At 73.7% G+C, this 25180-nt stretch carries 12 protein-coding genes; 8 read left to right on the top strand and 4 right to left on the bottom strand.

Annotated elements, in window-relative coordinates; translation table 11 throughout:
- Positions 1 to 22: 22 nt before the first annotated feature.
- Genes LZF96_RS19150 through argB form a run of 5 tightly spaced genes read left to right on the top strand, consistent with a single transcriptional unit; the run spans position 23 to position 14609 of the window.
- A complete protein-coding gene (locus LZF96_RS19150) occupies positions 23 to 826 on the top strand; it encodes an ABC transporter ATP-binding protein (RefSeq protein WP_233874091.1) in 804 nt (267 codons plus the stop codon).
- Complete coding sequence (locus LZF96_RS19145; RefSeq protein ID WP_233874082.1) at positions 798 to 11180, top strand: non-ribosomal peptide synthetase; 10383 nt, start codon at positions 798 to 800, stop codon at positions 11178 to 11180. Before LZF96_RS19150 ends, LZF96_RS19145 begins: the two co-directional genes overlap by 29 nt.
- The gene (locus LZF96_RS19140; RefSeq protein WP_233874079.1) at positions 11177 to 12583 is read left to right on the top strand and encodes a DHA2 family efflux MFS transporter permease subunit; all 1407 of its coding nucleotides are present in this window, start codon (positions 11177 to 11179) and stop codon (positions 12581 to 12583) included. Before LZF96_RS19145 ends, LZF96_RS19140 begins: the two co-directional genes overlap by 4 nt.
- Positions 12583 to 13695 carry a 3-deoxy-7-phosphoheptulonate synthase gene (locus LZF96_RS19135; protein ID WP_267941096.1) on the top strand — a complete coding sequence of 371 codons (1113 nt, stop codon included), beginning with the start codon at positions 12583 to 12585 and terminating at the stop codon, positions 13693 to 13695. The genes LZF96_RS19140 and LZF96_RS19135 overlap by 1 nt, the downstream gene beginning before the upstream one ends.
- Positions 13692 to 14609 (top strand): acetylglutamate kinase, encoded by a 918-nt coding sequence (argB, locus tag LZF96_RS19130; RefSeq protein WP_374203274.1) that lies wholly within the window; start codon positions 13692 to 13694, stop codon positions 14607 to 14609. The genes LZF96_RS19135 and argB overlap by 4 nt, the downstream gene beginning before the upstream one ends.
- Positions 14610 to 14696: 87 nt before the next feature.
- On the opposite strand, the gene LZF96_RS19125 is transcribed toward argB, so the two are convergent.
- Positions 14697 to 14924 (bottom strand): MbtH family protein, encoded by a 228-nt coding sequence (locus tag LZF96_RS19125; RefSeq protein ID WP_233874073.1) that lies wholly within the window; start codon positions 14922 to 14924, stop codon positions 14697 to 14699.
- A gap of 178 nt (positions 14925 to 15102) precedes the next feature.
- Complete coding sequence (locus tag LZF96_RS19120) at positions 15103 to 16455, bottom strand: lysine N(6)-hydroxylase/L-ornithine N(5)-oxygenase family protein (protein ID WP_233874070.1); 1353 nt, start codon at positions 16453 to 16455, stop codon at positions 15103 to 15105.
- A gap of 303 nt (positions 16456 to 16758) precedes the next feature.
- Between LZF96_RS19120 and LZF96_RS19115 the strand changes: the two genes are divergently transcribed.
- Both LZF96_RS19115 and LZF96_RS19110 read left to right on the top strand, forming a co-directional pair.
- Positions 16759 to 17706: a methionyl-tRNA formyltransferase gene (locus tag LZF96_RS19115; RefSeq protein WP_233874067.1), complete on the top strand. Its 948-nt coding sequence runs from the start codon at positions 16759 to 16761 to the stop codon at positions 17704 to 17706.
- A gap of 192 nt (positions 17707 to 17898) precedes the next feature.
- The gene (locus LZF96_RS19110; RefSeq protein ID WP_233874064.1) at positions 17899 to 18513 is read left to right on the top strand and encodes a DUF1349 domain-containing protein; all 615 of its coding nucleotides are present in this window, start codon (positions 17899 to 17901) and stop codon (positions 18511 to 18513) included.
- A gap of 67 nt (positions 18514 to 18580) precedes the next feature.
- On the opposite strand, the gene LZF96_RS19105 is transcribed toward LZF96_RS19110, so the two are convergent.
- Together LZF96_RS19105 and argG are read right to left on the bottom strand one after the other, a co-directional pair.
- Entirely contained in the window at positions 18581 to 20800 is a 2220-nt protein-coding gene (locus tag LZF96_RS19105; RefSeq protein ID WP_233874061.1) for an ABC transporter ATP-binding protein, read from the bottom strand.
- 457 nt (positions 20801 to 21257) lie between these two features.
- Positions 21258 to 22682: an argininosuccinate synthase gene (argG, locus tag LZF96_RS19100; RefSeq protein WP_233874058.1), complete on the bottom strand. Its 1425-nt coding sequence runs from the start codon at positions 22680 to 22682 to the stop codon at positions 21258 to 21260.
- Positions 22683 to 23427: 745 nt separating this feature from the next.
- On the opposite strand from argG, the gene LZF96_RS19095 reads away from it, so the two are divergent.
- Entirely contained in the window at positions 23428 to 25167 is a 1740-nt protein-coding gene (locus LZF96_RS19095; RefSeq protein WP_233874055.1) for a cellulase family glycosylhydrolase, read from the top strand.
- Positions 25168 to 25180 lie beyond the last annotated feature (13 nt).

Genomic DNA, 25180 nt, shown 5'->3' with positions numbered 1-25180 from the left:
TCCGGGACCCCCGCCCGCCCGTCTGACCGCGCGGGACCTGACCCTGCACTACGGCGACCGGGTGGTCTCCACCCGCTTGAACCTCGACGTTCCCGACGGCGCGTTCACCGCCGTCGTGGGGCCCAACGGATGTGGGAAGTCGACGCTGCTGCGCGCGTTCGTCCGGCTGCTGCGCCCCCGCTCCGGACACGTGGGGTTCGACGGCCGCGAGGTCGGCGACTACCCGTCCAAGGCGTTGGCCCGACTGCTGGGCTTCCTGCCGCAGGACCCACTGGCCCCCGAGGACATCCGGGTCCGGCAGTTGGTGCGTCGGGGCCGCTTCCCGCACCAGTCGCTGCTGGGGCTGTGGTCGCCGGGTGACGAGGAGGCGGTCGAGGACGCGATGATCGCCGCCGGCGTCGAGGACCTCGCCGAGAGACCGGTGCAGGAGCTGTCCGGCGGCCAGCGGCAGCGGGTGTGGGTGGCGATGGTGCTCGCCCAGCGGACGCCCTACCTGCTGCTCGACGAGCCGACCTCCTTCCTCGACATCACCCATCAGTACCAACTCCTCGGCCTGTTGTCCGCGTTGCGTGACGAGGGCCGGACGGTGATCGCCGTCCTGCACGACATCAACCAGGCGTGCCGGTTCGCCGACCACCTGGTGGCCATGCGGGACGGCCGGGTGGTCGCCGAGGGCGACCCTGCCGACATCGTGGACGCCGCGTTGATCAAGGACGTGTTCGACCTGCCGAGCCTCATCGTCCCCGACCCGGTGACGGGCACGCCGATGGTCGTCCCCACACTCCAAGGAGACCGAGTTGAGCACCCCCCACCTCTCCCCGGGTGAGCCGCTTCCCCTGACCGGCGCCCAGCTGGGCATCTGGAACGCGCAGCGCCTGGAGCCGGACTCGCCGTACTACCTGGTCGGCGACGTGATCGCGATATCCGGCGACGAGCCGGTCGACACGGCCGCGCTGGCCGAGGCGATCCGGACCACCACCGAGGAGGCGGAGAGCCTGCGGCTGCGGGTGGTGGACACCCCCGACGGGCCCCGCCAGACGATCGACACCGCCCCGGTCGAGCCGCCCGCCATCGTGGACCTGAGCGGCGAAGCCGATCCGGAGGCGGCGGCCACGGCCCTCGTCGAGACCGAACGGGCCAGGACCGCCGAGGAGTTGCGGGGGATGGTGGACCGGCGGCTGTACGCGCGGACCGTCATCCGGCTCTCCGAACGCGAGGTCTGGTACACCCAGCTCGGTCACCACCTGGTCTTCGACGGGTACACCGCCGCGATGCTGGCCCGCCGCACCGCCGCCCGGTACACCACCCTGGTGCGCGGGACCGAACCGGCGGCCCCGACCTTCGGCGCGTTCGCCGACGTGGTGGCCGCCGACCGGGCCTACCGGGAGAGCGAGCGGGCCGTCACCGACCGCGCGTACTGGGTGGACCGCTTCACGCCGCTGCCGGACCTCGGCGGTACGGACACCGCCGCCGGCCCGCCCGACCGCACCCTGACCGCCCGTGCCGAGGTGACCCCCGGGGAACTGGCCCGGCTGCGCGCCGTCGCCGACCGCGAGCGCGTCACCTGGGGTGAGGCGCTGATCGCCTGCTACGCCGCGTTCCTGCACCGGGTGCTGGGCCACACCGACGTGGTGTTCGCGCTGCCGCTGATGTGCCGCTCGGGCTCGGTGGAGCTGCGCACCCCGTCGATGGCGGTCAACGTCCTGCCGCTGCGGGTGACCGTGCGCGGCGGGGACGACCTCGGCGAGTTGGGCCGGCGGGTCGCCACCGCCATGCGGGAGATGCGCGTCCACCAGCGGTACCGGGGCGAGGACCTGCCGCGCGATCTCGGGGTGCCCGGCGCGGGCGCCCTGCTGCACGGGCGCGGCATCAACCTCAAGGCGTTCGATCTGACCCTGGACTTCGCCGGCTCGGTCGGCGTGATGCGCAACGTGGCGGGCGGCCCGCCCGAGGACATGGGCCTGAGCGTGTTGCCGACCCGCGATGGTGGGCTGCTGCTCGGCTTCGAGGTGGACGCCCGCACCCATGACCGGGCCGGGGTGGACGGCAAGCTGAACGCCCTGCGGGCGCTGCTGGCCGGGCTGGCCGACGGCCTGCCGGTGGGGAGGATCCCGTTGACCGGCGCGGCGGGGATCCCGGCGGAGTGGACCCCGCCGGCCGTGCCCGGCACGCCGATGGACGTGCCGGCCGCCCTCGACGCCATGGTCGCCGCCGATCCCCATCGCACCGCCCTGGTCCGCGGGGACGTCCGCTGGACGGCGGGGGAGCTGGGCGAGCGGGTGCGCCGGATGGCCCGCGCGCTGCGGGCCCGGGGCATCGGCGCCGACGATGTGGTGGCGCTCGCGCTGCCCCGCTCGGCCGACATGGTCGCCGCCGTGCTGGCGACGCAGGTCGCGGGTGCCGCGTTCCAGCCGCTGGATCCCGCGCAGCCGGCCGAGCGGCTGCGCGAGCTGATCGCCGACACCCGCCCCGCGCTGGTGCTGACCGCCGACGGGACCGACGGCCCGGTGGCCGCGACCCCGCCGGGGGAGGCTTCGCCCGGGGAGGTTCGGCCCGGTGCGGCTCCATCCGGCGAGGCCCGGATCGGGGAGGCCCCGTCCGGAGCTTCCTCGCCCGGTGCGGCCCCGTCCGATGGGGTTCGGTCCGGTGAAGCCCGGTCCGGTCGGGTCCGGACCGGGGAGGCCCCGTCCGATGGGGCCCCGTCCGGAGCTTCCTCGCCCGGTGCGGCCCCGTCCGGGAAGGCCCTCTCCGGCGCGGCCCGGCACGGGGAGGTCCCGGCCGGCGCGGCCCTCTCCCTGGCCGACCTGTGGGCGGAGGCGGCCGGCCTGCCCGGCACCCCGCTGCGGCCCGACGAACTCGCCGTGCCCCGGCACCCCGACCACCTGGCCCATGTCATCCACACCTCCGGCTCCACCGGCCGCCCCAAGGGCGTGCCGGGCCGGGTCGGCGGTCTCGCCGCGCTGCTGCACCACCAGCGCGCCACCGTCGTCGCACAGGCCGAACGGGCCGCCGGCCGGCGGCTGCGCGTCGCGCACACCTACTCGTTCGCCTTCGACTCCGCCATCGAGCACCTGCTCTGGCTGCTGTGCGGGCACGAACTGCACGTCTACGACACCGACACCACCCGTGACGCCGACGCCCTGCTCGCCGCGTTCGCCCGGGACGGCATCGACGTCGTGGACACCACCCCGTCGATGGCCGTGCCGCTGCTGGACGGCGGTCTGGCGGAGCTGCGTCCGACGCTGCTGATCCTCGGCGGCGAGGCCACCCCACCCGTGCTGTGGCGGCGGATCGCCGCCTCGGGCCTCACCGCCCGCAACATGTACGGGCCCACCGAGGCGACCGTGGACGCCGCCGGCGCCCCGATCACCGGTGACGAACCGACGATCGGGCACCCGCTCGCCGGCACCCGGGCCTACGTCCTGGACACCGCCCTGCAACCCGTGCCGCACGGCACCCCGGGGGAGTTGTACCTGGCCGGCCCGCAGTTGGCCCGGGGGTACCTCGGCCGGCCCGGCGCGACCGCCGAACGGTTCGTCGCCGACCCGTTCGGCTCACCCGGCGAACGGATGTACCGCACGGGTGACCTGGCCCGCTGGGTGCCCGGGCGCGGTCTGGAGTACCTGGGACGCGGCGACGGTCAGGTGAAGATCCGCGGCCACCGGGTGGAGTTGGGCGAGGTCGAGGCCGCGCTCGGCACGGTGCCCGGCGTCGCCGCGACGGCCGCCACCGTGCGTTCCTCCCGGCTCCTCGGGTACGTCGTGCCCGCCGCCGACACCGACCCCTCCACCGTCACCGGGGACGCGATCCGCGCGCACCTCGCCGAGCGGCTGCCCGACCACCTGGTGCCCGCCGTGGTGACGGTCCTCGACGAACTGCCCGTCACGGCCCACGGCAAGCTCGACCGCGCCGCGCTGCCCGCCCCGGCGATCACCGGCGGCGGCCGGGAACCGCGCACCGAACACGAACGACTGCTCTGCGCGGCGGTCGCCGAGGTGTTCGAGGTCGAGCGGGTCGGTCCCGACGACGACTTCTTCGCCCTCGGCGGGGACAGCATCACCGCCATCACCGTCAGCAGCAGGCTGCGCTCCAAGGGCCTGGAGCTGCGGCCCCGCGACCTGTTGGCCCGCCGAGACTTCGCCTCCCTGGCCGCCTCCGCCCGGCCGGTCGCGGCCGCCCCCGAGCCGGTGGACGAGCCGGTGGGGCCGGTGCCCGCGCCGCCGATCGTGCGGCAACTCCTCGACCTCCACCCGGACCCGGGGGTGATCGCCGGGTACGCGCAGTGGACCGCGCTGCGCGTCGACGCACTCGAGCCGGCCGACCTGGAGCGGGGCGTGCGGGCCGTGTTGGCGCGGCACGACGCGCTGCGGCTGCGCCTCGGCGTCGACGGCCCGGAGGTGCTGCCCGACGGCGTGGTGCCGGCCGTCGTGGTCGAACTCCACGGCGCGGACGTCACGGAGACGGCCCACCGGCTGGCCGGGGAACTCGACCCGGCCTCGGGCGACCTGCTGCGGGTGGCCCTGATCCGCACCGGCGGCGACGGGCCGGACCGGCTGGTGATCGTCGCGCACCACCTGGCCGTGGACGGGGTGTCCTGGCGCGTCCTGCTGCCCGACCTGCACACCGCCTGCGCCGGCGGCACCCCCGCCCCGGGCGGTGCCTCCTGGCGCCGGCACGCGACGCTCCTCGCCGAGCAGGGCCGCTCCGGTGCCCGGCGTGGCGAACTCGACCTCTGGCGCGACGCGCTGGCCTCCGCCGCCCGCCTCGGCTCCCGCCCCCTGGACCCGGTACGGGACACGGCGGCCACCGCCCACCGGTCGGTCACCGTCGCCTCCCCGGAGGTCACCGAGGCGGTGCTCACCACGCTGCCCACCGCCTACCGGGCGGGTGTGGACGAGGTGCTGCTGGCCGCGCTGGTGCTCGCGCTGCGCGAGTACGGGGCCGCCGACGGAGCGGTGACCGTCACGATGGAGGGCCACGGTCGCGAACACCTCGATCTGGCCCGCACGGTCGGCTGGTTCACCACCGAGTACCCCGTGCGGGTGCCCACCGCCGGGGACGTCCGGCAGGTGTTGCGCGCGGCCAAGGAGGCCCGGCGAGGTGTCCCCGACAGCGGTGTCGGCTATGGCGTGCTGCGCCTGCTCGACCCGGTGGCCGGCCCCGAACTGGCGGCTACCCCGGCGCCGGACGTGCTGCTGAACTACCTGGGCCGCTTCACCCCGCCCGCCGGCACCGACTGGCGGCTGCCCGAGCGGGACGCCTTCTCGGTGATCGAACCGGACGCGAAGGCCCTGGAGCAGGTGCTGGCCCTGAACTGCTTCGTCCACGAGGGACACGACGGCCACGACGGAAACGAGGGGGAGCGACCCCGGCTCGCCGTCGAGTGGACGGCCGCGACCGGCGTGCTCGACACCGACACGGTGGAGACCCTGCGGAAGGCATGGGAGAGGGCGCTCGAGGCGCTGGCCGCCCACGCCCGGCACACCCCCGGCGGGCTCACCCCCTCCGATCTGCCACTGGTCGACCTCGACCAGGCGGCCATCGACGCCCTGGAGGGCGCCGGCCGGGTCGCCGACGTACTGCCCGCCACGCCCCTGCAACTCGGCCTGTCCTTCCACACCATGGCGCGCGGCGAGGACGACACCGACGTGTACGTGGTGCAGGCCGTGACGACGCTGGTCGGCGAGGTGGATCCGGACCGGATGGCCGAGGCCGCCCGCGAGTTGCTGCGCCGTCACCCCGCGCTGCGCGTGCACCTGGCACAGACCGGGAACACCGGCGGCCCCGATGAGGCCGGCGGCACCGGTGGCCCCGGCGAGGACATCGTGCAGGTGATCCCGGCCGACGTGACCCTGCACTGGCGGCGCGACGACCGCTTCCCGGAGGCCGCCCGCGAGGAGCTGGAACGCCCCTTCGACCCGACCCGCCCGCCACTGATCCGCTTCCTGCTCTCCCGTGTCGGCCCCGACGAGCACAAGCTGGTGATCACCAACCACCACGCCCTGCTCGACGGTTGGTCGATGCCGCTGGTCGGCCGCACACTCCTGGCGATCTACGCCGAGTTGGGCGGCGGCCCGGCCGCGCCCGTCGCGCCCCCGCCCGCCGAGTACTTCCGGTGGCTGGCCGACCGGGACCGTGAGGCGGCCCCGGCCGCCTGGCGGGAGGCGCTGGCCGGCGTGGCGGAGGCCACCCGCCTGGCCCCGGCCGGCACCGGGAGCGGCGTCGAGCGGCCCGACCGGGTGAGCCTGGATCTCGGCCGGGAGTTCAGCGACCGGCTGCGCGCCTTCGCCCGCGAACAGGGCGTCACCCTCACCACCGTGCTCCAGACGGCCTGGGGCCTGCTGCTCGGCGGGCTCACCGGCCGTCGCGACGTGGTCTTCGGCTGCCCGGTCTCCGGCCGGCCCGCCGAGGTGCCCGGCGTGGAGTCGATGATCGGCCAACTCGGCACCACCATCCCGGTGCGGGTCCGGCACACGCCGGCGGAGACCGCGCGGGAGGTGATGGCGCGCCTGCACGCCGAGAGCGTCGCGCTGACCGAGCACCACCACCTCGGGCTGCCCGCCATCCAGCGGGCGGTGGGCGTCGGCGAACTGTTCGACACGATGCTGGTGATGGAGAACTTCCCGTTGGCGGACCGGACGCGCGTCCCGTTCGCCCCCGGGCTCGACCTGGCCGGTGTGGAGATCACCGACGCCACCCACTATCCGCTGACCGTGATCGTGATCCCCGGCGAGGCGATCACCATCGGCCTCGGCCACCAGCCGGGCGTCTTCGACGAGGACACCGTGCGCGGGTACGGCCGCCGGCTGCTCACCCTGCTGCGGGAGATCGTCGCCGACCCGGACCGGCCCGCGCTCGCGCTGCCGCTCCTGGACCCCGCCGAGCGGGAGGCGGCGCTGCGCCTCGGCGTCGGGCCCGCCCCGAGCCGGGAGCGCGGCCCCTGGCTCGACCTCTTCGCCGACATCGTGCGGCGCCGGCCCGACGCCGAGGCCCTGGTCTGCCGCGACCGCTCGCTGACCTACGACGGCCTGGACCGGGCGGCCAACCGGGTCGCCCGGGCGCTGATCGCGCGGGGCGTGCGACCGCGGGACCCGGTCGCCGTGCTGCTGGGCCGTGACATCGAGATGACGGTGGCGCTGTTCGGCGTCGCGAAGGCCGGCGCGGTGTACGTGCCGATGGACCCCGACTACCCCCGCGACCGGCTGGCGTACATGCTCGAGGACATCGCCCCGGCCGCCGTCGTGACCACCGGTGCCGAGGTGCCCGGCGCGCGGCCGGTGCCCGTGCTGCGGCTGGACGACCCCGCCGTGCTCGGCTCCGTCCCGGAGACCGACCCGGTCGAGGCGCGCGCCGGCCTCACCGACGACGACCTCGCCTACGTCATCTACACCTCCGGTACCACCGGCCGGCCCAAGGGCGTCGCGGTGACCCACCGGGGCGTGCCCGACCTGGTGGCGTTGCAGGAGGAGGTCGTCGGCATCACCGAGGACGACCGGTACCTGCACTTCGCGTCCACCGGCTTCGACGTGGCGTTCTGGCAGACCATGGTGCCGTTGCTCTCCGGCGGCACCTCGGTGATCGCGCCGGAGGAGGTACGGGTGCCCGGTGACGAACTCCTCGACTACATCGCCGAGCACCGGGTGACGGGTGTGAACCTGCTGCCGTCCTTCCTGGCCGCGATGCCCGACGACCGCACCGTCCCCGACGACGTCTTCTTCATGGTCGGCGCCGAGCGGCTGGACCCCGCCCTGGCGCACCGCTGGGGCCGGGGCCGCCGGGCGCTGTTCAACGCCTACGGCCCCACCGAGGTCACCATCAACGCCGTGACCTGGACGTACGCCCCCGACGACCCGGGGCCGCTGCCGATCGGCCGCCCCGACCCCAACGTCCGCGCGTACGTCCTGGACGGCGGGCTGCGGCCGGTCGGCGTCGGAGTGACGGGTGAGCTGTACCTCGCCGGGCCGAGCGTGGCCCGGGGCTACGTCGGCCGCCCCGGCCTGACCGCCGAACGGTTCGTCGCCGACCCGTTCGGCCCGCCCGGCGAACGGATGTACCGCACCGGCGACCTGGCCCGGTGGCGCCCGGACGGGCAGCTGCTCTTCCTGGGCCGCGCCGACCACCAGGTCAAGATCCGGGGCCACCGGGTGGAGTTGGGCGAGATCGAGTCCACCCTCAACCGCCTGCCCGACGTGCGGGCCTGCGCGGTGATCGCCCGGGAGGGCAGGCTGCTGGCCTACGTCATCCCGACCGACGGCGCCGAGCCGGACCCCGCGCGGCTGCGCGCGGGGCTGGCGGAGACGCTGCCCGACCACATGGTGCCGGCGGCCGTCACCACCCTGGAGCGGCTGCCGCTGGGCCCCGGCGGCAAGCTCGACGCCACCGCCCTGCCCGATCCCGGCGTCACCACCGCCGCGCGGCGCGAACCCGCCGGGCCGGCCGAGGCGGCGCTCCTGGAGGTGTTCCGGGAGATCCTGGGCCGCGGGGACATCGGCCCCGACGACGACTTCCTCACCCTCGGCGGGGACAGCATCGTCTCCCTCCAGGTGGTCTCCCGGGCCCGCCGCCGGGGGCTGGGCCTGACCGCGCGGGACGTGTTCGAGGGCGGGACGGTCGCCGGCATCGCCGCCCGCACCCGCGCCCTGAACGCCGAGTCCGCCCCCGCCGTCGGGGACGCGCCGCTGACCCCGATCATGCGGGACCTGCTGCGCCGCGCCGGATCGGCCGCCGACGGCTTCTGCCAGTGGACGGAGGTCCACGTCCCGGCGGGCGGCGACGAGACGACCTGGCGGGGCGTGCTCGACGCGATCCTCGCCCGACACGACGTGCTGCGGGCCCATCTGGTGGACGACGCGCTGCGCGTCCCGCCGGTCGGTGCCGTGACCGGCGCCGACGTGCTGACCCGGGTCCCCGCCGGCGACGACCCGCGCGCCCTGCTCGACCCCCTGATCGCCGCCGCCCGCGACTCGATGGACCCGCGCACCGGCCCGCTGCTGCGAGCGGTGTGGATGGACGCCGGTCCGGACCGGCCGGGCCGACTCGTCCTGATCGCCCACCACCTGGTGGTCGACGGGGTGTCCTGGCGCGTCCTGTTGGAGGACCTGGAACACGCCCACGGTGGCGGGATGTTGGCCCGGCACGGCCGGTCCTTCCCGGAGTGGGCGCGGTCGCTGCGCGAGGCCGATCGGCGGGCCGAACTGCCGCACTGGCGGCGGATGACCGCCGGCCCGGCCGGCGGCGCGACCCCCGCTCCGACCCTGACCCCGCCCCTGGACCCCCGCCGGGACACCGTCGCGACCGCCGCCCACCACGAACTGCGGCTCGACACCGACACCACCCGCGCCCTGGTCACCACCCTGCCCGCCGTGCACCGCACCACCCCGGACGCCGTGCTGCTCGCGGCGCTCGCCCGGGCCGTGCGGGCCTGGCGCGGCGCCCCGCAGCTGTCGGTCGCGCTGGAGAGCCACGGTCGCCCGCCCGGCGCCGACCTCGCCCAGACCGTCGGCTGGTTCACCGCCGTCCACCCCGTGCGGCTGGAGGCGGACGACGACCCGGCGGCGGTCGCGGCACGGCTGCGCGCCTCCGGTGACGGCCTGGGCCACGGCATCCTCACCACGGCGGGCCTGCTGGATCCGGTGGAGCCGGAGATCTCCTGGAACTACCTCGGCCGTTTCCCCGGCGCTCCGAAGGAGGAGACGGCCTGGCGGCCACCGGCGGACGCCGACCCGCTGGGCTCCGGCGGCTCCGACGACCTGCCCCTGCCGTCCGCCCTGATGATCAACGCCCTGGTGCGGGACGAGGAGTTGGGCATCCGCATCACCCGGCCCGCCGCCCTGTTCACCGACGGGGACATCGGGGAACTGGCCGGGCACCTGCGGGCCGCGCTGCTGGAGGTCGCCGCCCCGGCACGGGCCACGGCACTCGCCGGCGACCGTCCGATCGCGGAGGTCCAGCCGCTCACGCCGTTGCAGGAGGTGATGCTGCGGCACTCGCGCGCCGAGCGCCCCGACCCGTACACCGTGCAGTCGATGTTCTCCCTCGCGGGGCCGCTCGACCTCGAGGCCCTGCGCGCGGCCGGCACCGACCTGGTGGCCCGCCACCCGAACCTGGGGGCGGTGTTCCCCGGCGATCTGGCGGTGATCCCGGTCGATCCCCGTCCGGACTTCCGGGTGGTGGACGGTCCGGTGGAGGAGGCGTTGGCGGCCGACCTGGCCGAGCCCTTCGACCTCGCGGAGGGGCCCCTGCTCCGACTGACCGTGATCCGACACGCCCCCGGATCCGCCGACACCCCCGACCGCGCCGACCTCGTGGTGACCCTCCACCACGTGCTCTCCGACGGCTGGTCGGCCCCGCGCCTGCTCGGCGAACTGTTCGCCCTCTACACCGCGCGGCTGGACGGGGACGAACCGAAGCTCCCCGACCCCGTGCCGTTCGCCGACCACCTGCGGTGGCTCGCCGACCACGAGCCCGACCTCGACGCCTGGGCCGCCGAGTTGGACGGCCTGCCCGAGGGCGACCACCTGTGCTCCGGCGAGCCCGGCCCGGCGTGGCGGGAACCGGAGGTCATCACCTTCGACGCCGACCTGGTCACCGACCTCACCCGCCTCGCCGCCCGGCGCGGTCTGACCCCGAACACCCTGGTGCAGGGCGCCTGGTCGGTCCTGCTGGCCCGCCGCTCCGGCCGCGCGGACGTCTGCTTCGGCGCCATGGTCGCCTGCCGGCCCCCGGAGCTGGAGGGTGTCGAGGAGATCATCGGACTGCTCGCCAACACCGTGCCCGTGCGGGCCCGGCTCACCGGCACCCTCGCCGAGGCCCTCGGCGACCTCCAGGCCCGGCAGCGGTCCCTGCTCGACCACCACCACGTCGCCCTCTCCGACCTGGAACGGCTCACCGGCCGTCGCCGGCTCTTCGACAGCATGGTGGTCTTCGAGAACTACCCCGTAGACCCCGAGCGGCTCCGCGAACCCGCCCCCGGCCTCACGGTCGTCGGCACCCGGTTCCGCGAGGCCACCCACCACCCGGTGACCCTCACCGTCATGCCCGACGGCGAGGGCTGGACCGGCGTACTCGCGCCCCGCCACGGCGTGGACGTCACCGGTCTCGCCGGGGAACTGCTCGACCTGCTCCGCACCATGGGCGAGAACCTCGACCGGGACGTCCGCACGCTGCCGGGGTTCCGATGAGCCGGAACGCCGCGCCGCCCGTCGAGGGGGAACAGGGCGACGGGCGGCTGCTGCGGATCGCGTTCATCCTGGTGTTGGGCACCTTCATGGCCACCGTGGACGCCACCATCGTCGCCGTCGCCCTCGACACCCTGACCGCCGAGTTCGACGCCTCCGTCGCCGGTGTCCACTGGGTGACCACCGCCTACCTGCTGGCCGTCGTCGCCGCCGTGCCCGCCTCCGGCTGGCTCGCCGACCGCTTCGGCGGACGGCGGGTCTGGCTGGTCGCGGTGGGCGGGTTCCTGCTCGCCTCGGCGCTGTGCGCGCTCGCCTGGTCGCTGCCGAGTCTGATCGTCTTCCGGGTCCTCCAGGGCCTCACCGGCGGACTGCTGCCCGCCACCGGGCAGGCGCTGTTGGCCCGCATCGCCGGTCCCGGCCGCACCGGGCGGGTGATCAGCGTGGTCGCGGTCGTCCCCCTGCTCTCGCCGGTGTTCGGCCCGCTGATCGGCGGCGGCATCCTCGGGGTCGCGTCCTGGCCCTGGTTGTTCCTGGTCAACCTCCCGATCGGCGCCGTAGCGATCCTGCTGGCCCGCCGCCACGTGCCCGTGGTGGCCCCCGCGCCGGAACGCACGGCGTTCGACCTGCGCGGCGCCCTGCTGCTCTCGCCCGGCCTGGCCGTCCTGGTGCTCGGGTTGACCGAGATCGCGCACGGGCGCGGACTCCCCGCCGTGATCGGCGTCTCGGTGGGAGGGCTGATGCTGATCGCCTTCACCGCGCACGGACTGCGCACCCGCCGCACGCCGCTGATCGATCCCCGGCTCTTCACCCGGCCGCCCTTCGGCGCCGCCGCCCTCGCCCTGCTCCTGCTCGGCGCCTCGGTGTTCGGCACGACGTTCCTGCTGCCGCTGTACCTCCAGACCGGGCACGGCCTCTCGGCCCCCGGGGCCGGGCTGGTACTCGCCTTCCAGGGGGTGGGCGCGGTGGCCGGATCGGTGCTGGTCAACCGCACCATCGACACGGTCGCTCCCCGGTCCCTGGTGGTCACCGGGATCGCGCTGATCCTGGTCGGCACCGTCCCGTTCACCCAACTCGGCCACGACCTGCCGGACGTCCTGATCTCCTCCGCCCTGGTGGTGCGCGGCGTCGGGATGGCGATGATCGGCGCGCCGGTGATGAACATCGTCTACAGCCGTGTCGAACCCGCCCTGCTGCCCCGCGCCGCCGGGGCCCTCAACCTGCTCAACACCGTCGGCGGCTCGGTCGGCACCGCCCTGCTCGCGGTGGTCCTGCAGAGCCGTCTGGACGCCCGGGGCGCGGATGTCCCGCAGGCGTTCGCCGACACCTTCTGGTGGGTGCTCGGTTTCTGCCTGATCGCCGCGGCCGGCGCCACGAGGCTGCCCCGAACCCGTCCCCGGAGGACGTGATGCATCCCCTTCCCGCCCCGCCCCGGTCCCGGACCGCCCCCACCCGGGCCACTCCCGACACCGCCGCCGCGGCCGATACCGACACCGCAGCGGCCCGCCCCCTGCCCACCCCGGCCGAACTCGCCGCGGCCCATCCGCTTCCCCCGGCCGCCGCCGACGCCGTGGCCCGGCACCGGGAGACCGTCGCCGCCGTCCTGGCCCACCGTGACCCCCGGCTGTTGGTGATCGTCGGTCCCTGCTCGGTCCACGACCCGGCCGCCGTCGGCGAGTACGCGGCCCTGCTCGCCGGCGCCGCCCGGCGCCTCGCGGACGACCTGGTCGTGGTCCTCCGCGCCTACCTGGAGAAACCCCGCACCGTCACCGGCTGGCCCGGCCTGCTCAGCGCCCCGACCCCCGACGGGGCGAGCGACCCCGCGGTCGGTCTGCGCACCGGCCGGGCCCTCCTCACCGAACTCGCCGCCGGCGAACTGCCCCTGGCCTACGAGTTCGTCGACCCCGTGCTCGCCCCCTACACGGCCGACACGATCTCCTGGGGAGCCATCGGCGCGCGCACCGTGGCCAGCCAGCCCCATCGCCACATGGCCTCCTGGCTGCCGATGCCGGTCGGTATGAAGAACTGCGTCTCCGGCCGCACCGACACCGCCCTCGCCGCGATCCGGGCCGCCGCCCACCGGCACACCGTCCCCTCGCCGGCCCCCGACGGCCGCCTCGCCGCCCTCCACAGCACCGGCAATCCCGACGCCCACCTCGTCCTGCGCGGCGGGCCGACCCCCAATTACGACCGGGAGAGCGTCGCGCGGGCCCGCTCCGAACTCGTGGCGGCCGGACTGCCCGAACGGATCGTCGTGGACGCCTCCCACGGCAACAGCGGAAAGGACCACAACCGCCAACCCGCCGTCGTCGCCGACCTGGCCGGACAGATCGCCGAGGGGGGCGGTTCGCCGGTCGGTGTGATGATCGAGTCCTACCTCTCCGACGGCGCCCAGGACCCCACCGGCGTACCCCTGCGCCCCGACCTCAGCGTCACCGACGCCTGCCTGGGCTGGGAGCGCACCGTTCCGCTGCTCGACTCCCTCGCCCTGGCCTCCCGCCGTCGTCGGAGGCGGGGATGACGGGGGCGACGGACGTGTCCGGTCCCGTGGCGGAGGTCCTCCGGAAACGGCCCGCCCGGTCGGAACCGGCCCGGTCGGAACCGGCCTGGCCACAGGGGTGCCGGGGCCGGACGGTGGTCGTCAAACTCGGCGGCGCCGCCATGACCGACACCGGCGCGCTGCGGGCGTTCGCCGGGGATGTGGTGGCGTTGCGTCGCGCCGGCGTCCACGCGGTCGTGGTGCACGGCGGCGGCCCCCGGATCAACGCCATGCTCGACCGGCTGGACCTGGAGGTCCGCTTCGAGGCCGGGCTGCGGGTGACCACCCCGGAGGTCATGGAGGTGGTCCGGATGGTCCTCGCGGGGAGCATCCAGCGGGAGTTGGTGGGTCTGCTCAACGAACACGGCCCCCTCGCCGTCGGGATGACCGGCGAGGACGCGCACACCATGACCTCCGTGCGGCGCCGGACCCGGGTGAACGGCGGGTCGGTGGACCTCGGGCTGGTCGGCGACGTGGTCGCGGTGAACCCGGAGGTCCTGAGGGCACTGCTGGACCGGGGCCGGATCCCGGTGGTCTCGCCCATCGCCCGGGGCACGGACGGCCGGGCCCACAACATCAACGCCGACCTCGCGGCGGCGGCGCTGGCCTCCGCGCTCGGCGCGGAGAAACTGCTGCTGCTCACCGACGTGGAGGGGCTGTACGCGAACGCCTCGCGTGCGGGAGGCGTCATCGGGCGGTTGACCGCCGGTGAGTTGGAGGAACTGCTCCCGACCCTGACCGGCGGCATGCTGCCCAAGATGGAGGGGTGCCTGCGGGCGGTCCGCGCCGGGGTGCCCGAGGCCCGGGTGCTGGACGGCCGGGTGCCGCACGCCGTCCTGCGGGGGCTCGTCGGCGGTACCACCGTCATCCCGGACCAGGGGCCCGCGTCGGGTTGAGGCGGCACCGGGACGAGGACCCGACCCCGCGGTGTGCGGAACGGCCCCGGGGAGGGGAGTCCCCGGGGCCGTTCCGCACACCACCGCTCAGGAGCCGGTAGCGGCCTCCCGCCGGTGGGCGATCAGGCTCGCCGGCCGCAGGTCGGTCCAGTGCGTCTCGACATACTCCAGACACGCCTCGCGGGTGTCCTCGCCGAGGACGACGCGCCATCCGGCCGGCACCTCCGCGAAGGACGGCCACAGCGAGTGCTGGTTCTCCTCGTTGGCCAGGACCAGGAAACGGCCCCCCTGGTCGTCGAACGGGTTGGTGGTCACGGGTGATTCCTCCTGATCGTCGAGCCGAACGGTCGCCCGGTCGAACGGACGGCCGGTCGGCGGTCCCGACGGAAGCGAGCGGACGTGAACGGACGCGGGTGGGTGCGAACAGACGCGGCGGCGGACGGTGTGACGGTTCCGGGAGAACGGGGGGGCACGGGACGGCACGCGGCCCCGCTCAGCGGGCGGAGCCGATCCCGTCGGCGAGCGCGCCCGTCTCGTCGTCCGTGGCCTTCGCCTCGCGCTCGAGCACCGAGTCCAGGATCTCCCCGACCCGGATCGCGGTGTTCGACAGCAGGGAGGAGGTGATGCCGTGGGTGTGCTCGGTGCCGCCCTGGAGATAGATCCCGCCGCGCACCCCCGGGTCGGTCATCACCCGGTAGTCGCGCCCGACCCGGACCCGTCCCTCCTCGTCGCGCCGGCACAGGCGCGCCACCTCGCCGAGGAGGGGGAGCGGGTCGGCCGGGTGGTAGCCGGTGGCGAAGACGACGACGTCCGCGTCCAGCGGCGTCTCCTCACCGGTGAGCAGGGACCGCACGGTGACGCGCACCCCCTCCGGCCCCTCCTCCACGGCGGTCGGCCGGGAGACGTTGAGGAAGCGCAGCCGCTCGGTGCCCAGGACCTTCTCCCGGTACGCCTCCCGGTACAGGTCGTCGATGAGGTCGATGTCCACGACGGAGTAGTTGGTGTTCCCGTGGTACTCCATCAGCCTGCGCTTGACGTCGTCGGGGGCCGAGAAGTAGTCGTCCACGGCGTCGGGGTCGAAGATGCGGTTGGCGAAGCCGCTGTCGTCGGCGGGGCTGTAGCCGTAGCGGGAGAAGACGGCGCAGATCTCGGCCCCGGGGAAACGGCGGTGCAGATGGGCGACGTTCTCCGCCGCGCTCTGGCCGGCGCCGACCACGACGAATCGGGAGGGGTCGGTGCCCTCCAACTCACCCACCCGGGTGAGCAGGTCGGAGGTGTGCCAGATCCGGTTCGAGCGGGTGACGCCCTCCGGTAGCCGGGGGCGCAGCCCGGTGCCGATGACCAGGTTGCGGGCCCGGTGGACGACCTCCTCGGAGCCGCAGCGGGCGGTGACGTCGAAGTGGGTCACCCCGCCCTCGGAGAGCACCGGTTCGACGGAGACGACCTCGTGGCCGTAGGAGACCATGTCGTCGACCTTGGAGGCGGCCCACTCGAAGTACTCGTGGAACTCGACCCGCAGCGGGAAGAAGTTCTTGTGGTTGACGAAGTCGATCAGCCGTCCCTTGCTCTGCAGGTAGCACAGGAAGCTGAACTCGCTCGACGGGTTCCGCAGCGTCACCAGGTCCTTGAGGTAGGAGACCTGCATGGTGGCGTCGTCGATGAGCATTCCCCGGTGCCAGCCGAATCGGGGTTGGCGCTCGAAGAAGTGGGAGGTGACCGCCTCCTGCCTGCCGACGCGCGCGTTGTGCTCGCGCAGTGCCACGGCCATGGCCACGTTGGACGGCCCGAAGCCGATGCCTACGAGGTCGTGGATCACTGGTGTGTCGCCAGGAAGAACCTGAGACATGTCACTCCCATCGGTGCGGGGCAACCGTCGGTCGGACGGTGGGAAACGGCGGGGAACAGCGGGGGGATGGTCGAAGTCGCGGCGGGATCGGCGGAACAGGGGCGTAGCCGGAGCACGACGATGACCGCCGACCGAACAAAACTTAGGTAAGGCTAACCTGACATGATCGGCCTGTCGACCGCCCCGTGACGGTGGCCGGGACGGCCGCGTGGTCCAACTGACCGAAAAAGGATCCCTGTTGCGTGGTTAGGTAAGCCTTGCTTTACTTGGCGCTGGTCAGTCGCCTTCCGAGGAGGAATCCCCATGCGGGTCGTCATGTTCGGTTACCAGACCTGGGGCCACCGCACCCTGCGAGCGCTCCTGGACTCCGAACACGACGTGGTGACGGTCGTGACGCACCCCGTGAGCGACCACGCCTACGAGAGGATCTGGAGCGACTCCGTCGCCGACCTCGCCACCGAGCACGACGTCCCGGTCATCCTCCGCGACCGACCCGACGACGAGGAACTGTTCCAACTCCTCAAGGACGCAGACCCGGACCTCATCGTCGCCAACAACTGGCGCACCTGGATCCCGCCGCGCGTCTTCGGCCTGCCCCGCCTCGGCACCCTCAACGTCCACGACTCGCTGCTGCCGAAGTACGCCGGCTTCTCCCCGCTGATCTGGGCCCTCATCAACGGCGAGAAGGAGGTCGGCGTCACCGCGCACATGATGGACGAGGAACTGGACGCCGGCGACATCGTCGTACAGCGCGCGATCCCCGTCGGCCCCACCGACACCGCGACCGACCTCTTCCACCGAACCGTGGACCTCATCGCCCCCGTCACCACCGAGGCCCTCGCCCTGCTCGCCTCCGGGCGGACGGAGTTCACCCCGCAGGACCGCTCCCTGGCCACCTTCTTCCACAAGCGCGCCGAGGAGGACATCCGGATCCACTGGGACCGGCCCGCCGAGTACCTGGAGCGCCTGATTCGGGCCCAATCCGCCCCGTACCCGGCCGCGTTCACCTTCCACCGGGGCCGGCGCCTGGAGATCCTCTCGGCCGTCGTCTCGACGGGGCGCTACGGTGGCACCCCCGGCCGGATCTTCTACCGCGAGGGGGAGGGCGTGGTGATCGTCGCCGGCGCCGACGCCCACACCGGCCGTAACCACGGCCTGGCCGTCACCCGGGTGCGCACCGAGGACGGCCGCGAACTGCCCGCGACCGAGTACTTCAGCTCCATGGGCGGCTACCTCACCGACCGTCCCTGACCGTCCCCGACAGCCCCCCACCACCGGGCCCCCCCGGGCCGTCGGTGCGTCCCCGGCGCCCGGGCCGCCCCGGGCGGTCGAGGGCCACCGATGGCCGGGACGACCGTCGTCGCGGCGCGTCCCGGCACCGGAACCACGCCTGACCCGTACGGGTGTTGACGGGGCTCCCGGGGGGCCCGGAGACTGACGCGCATGCCTTTCACGGACGTTCCCGGCCTGCCCTTCCCGGTGTCACCCGACGGCGCGCCGAAGTGCGCGCACGAGATCGTCGGGGACGCCCTGCGCGTCAGCGGCGGCGCCCGCACCGACCTGTTCGTCGATCCCGCCGGTACCGCCGGGAACCCGCCGAACGCCGGTCGGTTGGTCGGCATCCCGCCGGAGGGCGACTTCTCCCTCGCCGCCCGGGTACGGGTGGAGTTCGGCTCGGTGTACGACGCCGGGGTGCTGCTGGCGCACGCGGGCCCGCGCCGCTGGGCCAAGCTCTGCTTCGAGTACTCCCCGCAGCGCGTTCCCACCGCCGTCACCGTCGTCACCCGGACGACCTCCGACGACGCCAACGGCTTCGAGGTGGAGGGCGACGCGCTGTGGCTGCGGGTCACCCGCGCGGGAACCGCATGGGCCTTCCACGCCTCCACCGACGGCGAGTGGTGGCGCCTGCTGCGCTACTTCTCCCTGCACGAGGCGGAGGGGGAGCCGGCCCGGGTGGGCTTCCTCGCGCAGTCACCCATGGGCGAGGGGTGTGTGGCGACCTTCGACCGCGTCACCTTCAAGCCCTCGGCCCCGGCCGACCTCCGCGACGGCTCCTGACGGCCGGCCCGGCACGACGCGGCCCCGGCCCCGGCCCGTGGCGTCGTGCCACGGACCGGGGCCGGTCTCACGGAACCGGCACGGGGTCCGTACCCGTGTCGCCGTCGGCACCGCCATCCGGGCCCGGGACCACGACGCCGGGGCCCCTCTGCGCCGGAACCCCACCCGCGTCCGCCGTGCCCGCCGGGTCCGTGTCGTTCGTACCCGCGTCGGCGTTCACCGCCCCCCGCTCCGCCGGTTCGGCGAACTGCGCCGCCTGGATGGAGTACATCTCCGCGTACCGGCCTCCCCGGGCGAGCAGTTCCCCCGGGGAGCCGGACTCCACGACCGTGCCCTCGTGCAGGACGTGCACCAGGTCCGCGCCGCGCACCGACGCCATCCGATGGGTGATCAGGACAACCGTCCGTCCCTCGTCGGCCAGGGCCCGGATGCTCTCGAAGACCTCCTGCTCGGCCTTGGCGTCCAGGGCGGCGGTGGGTTCGTCCACGACGAGCACGGGTGCCTCGCGGTAGGCGGCGCGGGCGATGCCCAGTCGCTGCCACTGCCCGCCCGAGAGCTGGTGGCCGCGCTGGAAGACGCGCGACAGCAGGGTGCCCCAGCGCTGCGGCAGCGAGTCGACCACGGCGCCGGCGCCGGCCCGCCCGGCGGCGCGGTCCAGCCGCTCCTCGGTCATCGGGTCGTCCGCGCGACCGATGGCGACGTTCACCCCGGCGGTGAAGGGCCAGCGGTAGAAGTCCTGCCCCACCACCGCGAAGCGGGAGAAGAGTTGGGCGCGATCGGCCCGGCCGGTTTCCACGCCGCCGAACAGGATGCGGCCCGAGTCCGGCCGGTGGAGCCCGCAGATCAACTTGACCAGGGTGGTCTTGCCCGAGCCGTTCTCCCCGACCAGGGCGGTGACCCGCCCGGCGGGGATGGTCAGGGAGACGTCCCGCAGGGTGGGGGATGCGCTCTCGCTGCCGGGGAAGGAGAAGGTCACGCCCTCGACCGCGATGCCCACCGGCCCGTCCGGCACGGGCTCCCCGCCGACCGGGATCTCCCGGCCGTCGGCCTCGGTGACCACCCGGTGCAGGTCGTGCACGAAGAGGCTGTCCTCGTGCATGTTCGTCACCTGTGAGATCAACGAGTCCAGGGCCGAGGAACCGGCGCGGATCGCCACCACCGCCGCGCCGGCGGCGGCCAGGGCCACGGCGCCCGTCCACAGCAGGCCTCCGAGCACCGCGTAGGCGGCGACGGCGGTGAGACCGGTGAGGGCGGCGGCCAGCAACTGGGTGCCGGCCGTGACCCGGGCCAGCCGGGCCTGCTCCCCCTCGTACGCCCGGGACATCGCCCCGAAGTGGTGCAGCAGGAAGGGCCCGGTCCCGTGCACGCGCACCTCGGCGGCGGCGTCCTCCTCGATGATCAGCCGGGAGATGGTGCTCGCCGCGCGGGTGTGCTGCACCCACTCGTGGTACGAGCGGTACCTACGGCGGGCGATGGTGAGCGTGGCCCAGGCGCCGGGCAGGGTCATCAGCAGCAGCATCGGCATGAGCACCGGATGCAGCACCGCCAGCACACCCGCCGCCGCGACCAGCGAGATCAGCGCGGAGATCACCCGGGTGCCCTGGCCGACCATCCGCCGTGCGGATCCCGCCCCGAACTGCGCGGACTCCAGCAGCTTGTGGAAGGCGTGGTCCTCGATCGCGGCCAGTTCCACGGCGAGGACCCGTCGCAGGTACCGTTCGCGGGCCAGGCGTTCGACCTTGGGCTGCAGGACGCCGTCGGCCCGGGTGGTCACCGCCCCCAGCACCGCTCCGACCGAGGCCGCGCCCGCCACCAGCAGGATCGCCGGGAGGGCGTCGCGCAGTCCGTCGGTGACGGTGTCGGGGGCGAGGATCGCGGCCAGTACCGCCTGGATGCCGAGCAGGGCCACGGCACCGGTGACGCCGCGCAGGGTTTCGGCGATCACCACCTGGAGCGTGGCGCGTCGGTCGGCGTCCCGGGCGAGGCGCGCGCAGACCAGCAGCATGCGGGGGAGTTGGACGAGGGTGCGGCGCAGGGTCAGGCCCGTGATCGCCTCGTCGTGGCGGGACCAGCCCATGTCGTAGCGCAGCCGGCCGCCGAACAGCAGGCGCTCGGACTCCGAGACGAACTCCCCGTCCTCCCCGCCGGCTTCGGTCCCGGCCTCCTCGGTCCCGGCCTCCTCGGTCCCGGTGGTTCCCCCGACTCCTTCCGCGTCCGTTCCCCGCCCGGCGGGTTGATCGTCCGTGCCATCGTTCCCGCCGCTCTTCCTCTCCGTCGGCGTGCTCATGCCCGGCTCCCCCCTTCCGGACGGGAACCGCGGTGCCGATGACGAGAGTGGGGGCCGGGGGAGTCTCCGGGAGGGGCGAGGGCGTTCGGGTATCGGACCACGACTGTTCCTCTCGGTCTCGGAAAATCGCGCGAGTGCTCGGTTAACGCGGGTAGACCGGTCCGGGTCACGCCCGATTCGGGCGATTCATGGTTCAGATGTTCGGAGGTTGATGACGGGTGGGGAGGCCGGGACGATCGGGAGCGGACGGTTGCGCCCCCGCCTCGAACGCTCGCCCCGGCTCACCGGAACGTCCCATACGAAGCGAATGGCCCCGGGTCGTGGCGCGGGATGCGCCACGACCCGGGGCCGTGCATACATATGCGGAATGATCGGTGACCCGCGGTGGTGATCCGGGTGGGCCCGGGCGAATGTTCCCGGCCGGTGGGTCCCGGCGGACGGGTCCGGGAACCGCCGCTCAGTCCGTGCCGGACTCGATCGCGGCGTGGTCCAGCGCCTGGTCGTCCACCGAACCGGGCTCCTCCTCGGCGCCGAGGCTCGCGATGGCCTCCGCCCCGCCGGGCGCCGGTACGCCGATCAGACCCTTCCATGCCTCGAGCCGCCCACCCGCCGCGTACTGCTCGAGCTTCGCCCGGGAGTCGGCGATGTCGAGGTTGCGCATGGTCAGCTGACCGATCCGGTCGTCCGGGAAGAACGCCTGCTCGTGGCTGCGCTCCATGGACAGCTTCTCGGCGTGGTAGCTCAGCTGCGGGCCGGTGGTGTCCAGGATCGTGTAGTCCTGCCCCCGGCGCAGCCGCAGGGTGACGCTGCCGGTGACCGGGTAGCCGACCCAGCGTTGGAGGCTCTCGCGCAGCATGAGCGCCTGCGGGTCGAACCAGCGGCCCTCGTAGAGCAGCCGCCCGAGCCGGCGCCCCTCCACGTGGTACATCGCCACGGTGTCCTCGTTGTGGATGGCGTTGAGCAGCCGCTCGTAGGCGATGTGCAGCAGCGCCATGCCGGGGGCCTCGTAGATGCCGCGACTCTTGGCCTCGATGACGCGGTTCTCGATCTGGTCGGACATGCCCAGGCCGTGCCGGCCACCGATCGCGTTGGCCTCCCGGACGAGGTCCACGGCGGAGGGGAACGCCTTGCCGTTGATCCGCACCGGCCGTCCGTACTCGAAGTCGACGGTGACGTCCTCGGCCGGGATCTCCACGCCCTCGTCCCAGAAGCGGACGCCCATGATCGGGGAGACGATCTCCAGCGGGGTGTCGAGGTACTCCAGGCGCTTGGCCTCGTGGGTGGCGCCCCAGATGTTGGCGTCGGTGGAGTACGCCTTCTCGGCGGAGTCGCGGTAGGGCAGGTCCCGCTCGGAGAGCCAGACGGACATCTCCTGCCGGCCGCCGAGTTCGGTCACGAAGTCGCGGTCCAGCCAGGGCTTGTAGATCCGCAGGTCCGGGTTGGCGAGCAGGCCGTAGCGGTAGAACCGCTCGATGTCGTTGCCCTTGTAGGTGGAACCGTCACCCCAGATGGAGACGTCGTCATCGTGCATGGCCCGCACCAGCAGGGTGCCCACCACCGCGCGACCCAGCGGAGTGGTGTTGAAGTAGGTCTGCCCGGCGGACCGGATGTGGAAGGCGCCGGCGGTCAGGGCGGCCAATCCCTCCTCCACCAGGGCCTCGCGGCAGTCGATGAGCCGGGCGCGTTCGGCGCCGTAGGCGAGGCCCCGGGCGGGCACGTCGTCCAGCTTCGGCTCGTCGTACTGGCCGACATCGGCCGTGTAGGCGTAGGGGATGGCGCCGCCCTCGCGCATCCACGCCACCGCGACCGAGGTGTCCAGGCCACCCGAGAACGCGATGCCGACCCGCTCGCCGACTGGAAGTTTATTCAGAACCTTCGACATGTATGCATCCTAGGGCCATGCCGTGCCGGGTGCCGCCCCGTTTCGGGGCGGCACCCGGCGTGACGGTCGTCACCGACCGGGCCGGGGCGTGGGCTCCGGCTCGGGCAGGGGTCCGGGCGCCGGTGGTCGCGGCACGGGATCGGGCTCGCCGGGACCCGGCCCGGGGCCGGGCGTCGGCGGCACCGGGTCGGGGCCGGGCCCCGGGATCGGTGGTCCGGGATCGGGGGGTGGGACGGTCATCTCGACCTCCTCGGTCGTCGTACCCGCCCGGTCGGCGGGACATCGGCGGCGCGCCGGGAACGGGAACGCGTGTGACGGGGCTTCGCCCGGCCGCGCGACGCGTCACTCGGTCGGATAACCGGATGGAAACGGGCGAAACGGGCCGGGGTTCGGTGGCGGGGCGGTCGAGGTGCCCCTTCCCTCGGCGGTCTTCACCGGTCGCCCCTGCCGACCTCACGCAACGCCCACCCCACCTCTATTGACGTGTTCACGACGTCACGGATACGTTCGTTGGAATATGTCGGAATCAAGTCGAATGTGTTCGACGATGCCACCTTCGGGTCACCCCGGTTCCCGCCGGTGAGGCGGCGAGGCCGACGTATCGCAGTTCCACGAGCGGGCCTCCGACGTGGTCGGCAACCCACCCCTGCCGGGGCGGGTCCGGAAGGCGGGGGCGGTACGGCGAGCCATCCGGAAACGATCACATCGAGTCCCGCTCGGACGCACACGATCTGAAGGGACGACCGTGAAGAGCCGTTCACGAGGTTTTCTGACCGCCCTGACCTCACTCGCCGTACTCGTCGGCCTGGCCGCCGTGCCGACCTCCGCCCTCGCGGGGGAGGACGGCACCGACGAGGAGACGCCCCGGGAGACGGTGGGGGATGTGACCACCACCTCCGCCATGGACATGGTCGCGGCCATGCAGCCCGGTTGGAACCTGGGCAACACCCTGGACGCCGTCGGCAGCGACGAGACCGCCTGGGGCAACCCCCGGGTCACCCGTCAGCAGTTGGCCGCCATCCGAGCGCAGGGATTCGAGAGCATCCGCATCCCCGTGACCTGGAGCGCCCAGCAGGGCGGGGCCCCGGATTACACCATCGACCAGAGCTACCTCGACCGCGTCGAGGAGGTCGTCGACCAAGCCCTCGACGAGGGCTTCCACGTGATGATCAACATCCATCACGACTCCTGGCAGTGGATCATGAATCTGCCCCGGAACCACGACACGGTGATGGCCCGGTACACCGCGAGCTGGGAACAGATCGCCGAGACCTTCCGTGACGCGCCCCCCGAGCTGAGCTTCGAGAGCGTCAACGAGCCGTACTTCGAGGGCAGCTCCGGCGCCGCGCACGACGCCGAACTGCTGCACGACCTCAACACCACCTTCCACGGCATCGTCCGCGACTCCGGCGGCAACAACGCCGACCGCCTCCTGGTCCTCACCACCCTCCACGCCGCCCACGAGCAGGAGCGACTGGACGAGCTGGCCGAGACGTTCGACGAACTGGACGACCCCAACCTCGCCGCGACCATCCACTACTACGGCTTCTGGCCGTTCAGCGTGAACGTCGCCGGCTACACCCGCTACGAGCAGGACTCCCGGCGGGACATGGTCGAGACCTTCGACCGGCTCCACGACACCTTCGTCTCCCGCGGCATCCCGGTGATCATCGGCGAGTACGGCCTCCTCGGCTTCGACCGCCACACCGGCACCGTCCAGCAGGGCGAGAAGCTCAAGTTCTTCGAGGACTTCGGCAACCGGGCGCGCGCCCGCGACCTGACCACCATGTGGTGGGACAACGGCCAGCACTTCAACCGCAACTCCCTGACGTGGAACGACCCGACCCTGTACCGGCGGATCTCCACCAGCTGGACCACCGCCTCGGCGACCGCCTCCACCGACCAGATCTTCGTGCGCGGCTCCCGGCCCGTGACCGACGCCGAGATCACCCTCGACACCACCGGTCACACCCTCACCGCCGTCCGCCACGGCGCGCGGCAGCTGACGCGCGGTACCGACTACACCGTGAACGGCGACCGGCTCACCGTCTCCGCCGCGACCCTCACCCGCCTCACCGCCGGCGGCGGCCAGGGCGTCAAGGCCACGCTGACGCTGGAGTTCTCCGGCGGCGCCCCCTGGGATGTGCGGGTGATCACCCACAGGACACCGCGGCTCTCCAACGCCTCCGGCACCACCAACTCCCTCGTGATCCCCACCCGGTTCAACGGCGACCAGCTCGCCACCATGGAGGCCGTCTACGCGGACGGCGGCAACGCCGGCCCGCACGACTGGACCTCCTTCAAGGAGTTCGAGGCCGCCTTCTCCCCGGACTACGAGGCCGGGCGGATCACCCTCCCCTCGGCCTTCTTCAACGGCGTGCGGAACAACTCCACGGTCAACCTCACCTTCCACTTCTGGAGCGGTGACACCGTGACCTACACCCTCACCCGTTCCGGCGGCACCGTCACCGGCACCGCCGGCTGACCGTCGCCGAACG

This window comes from Streptomyces sp. ST2-7A, from assembly GCF_021390475.1.
GTDB lineage: Bacteria > Actinomycetota > Actinomycetes > Streptomycetales > Streptomycetaceae > Streptomyces.
This window is presented reverse-complemented; position numbering and strand designations above follow the sequence as displayed.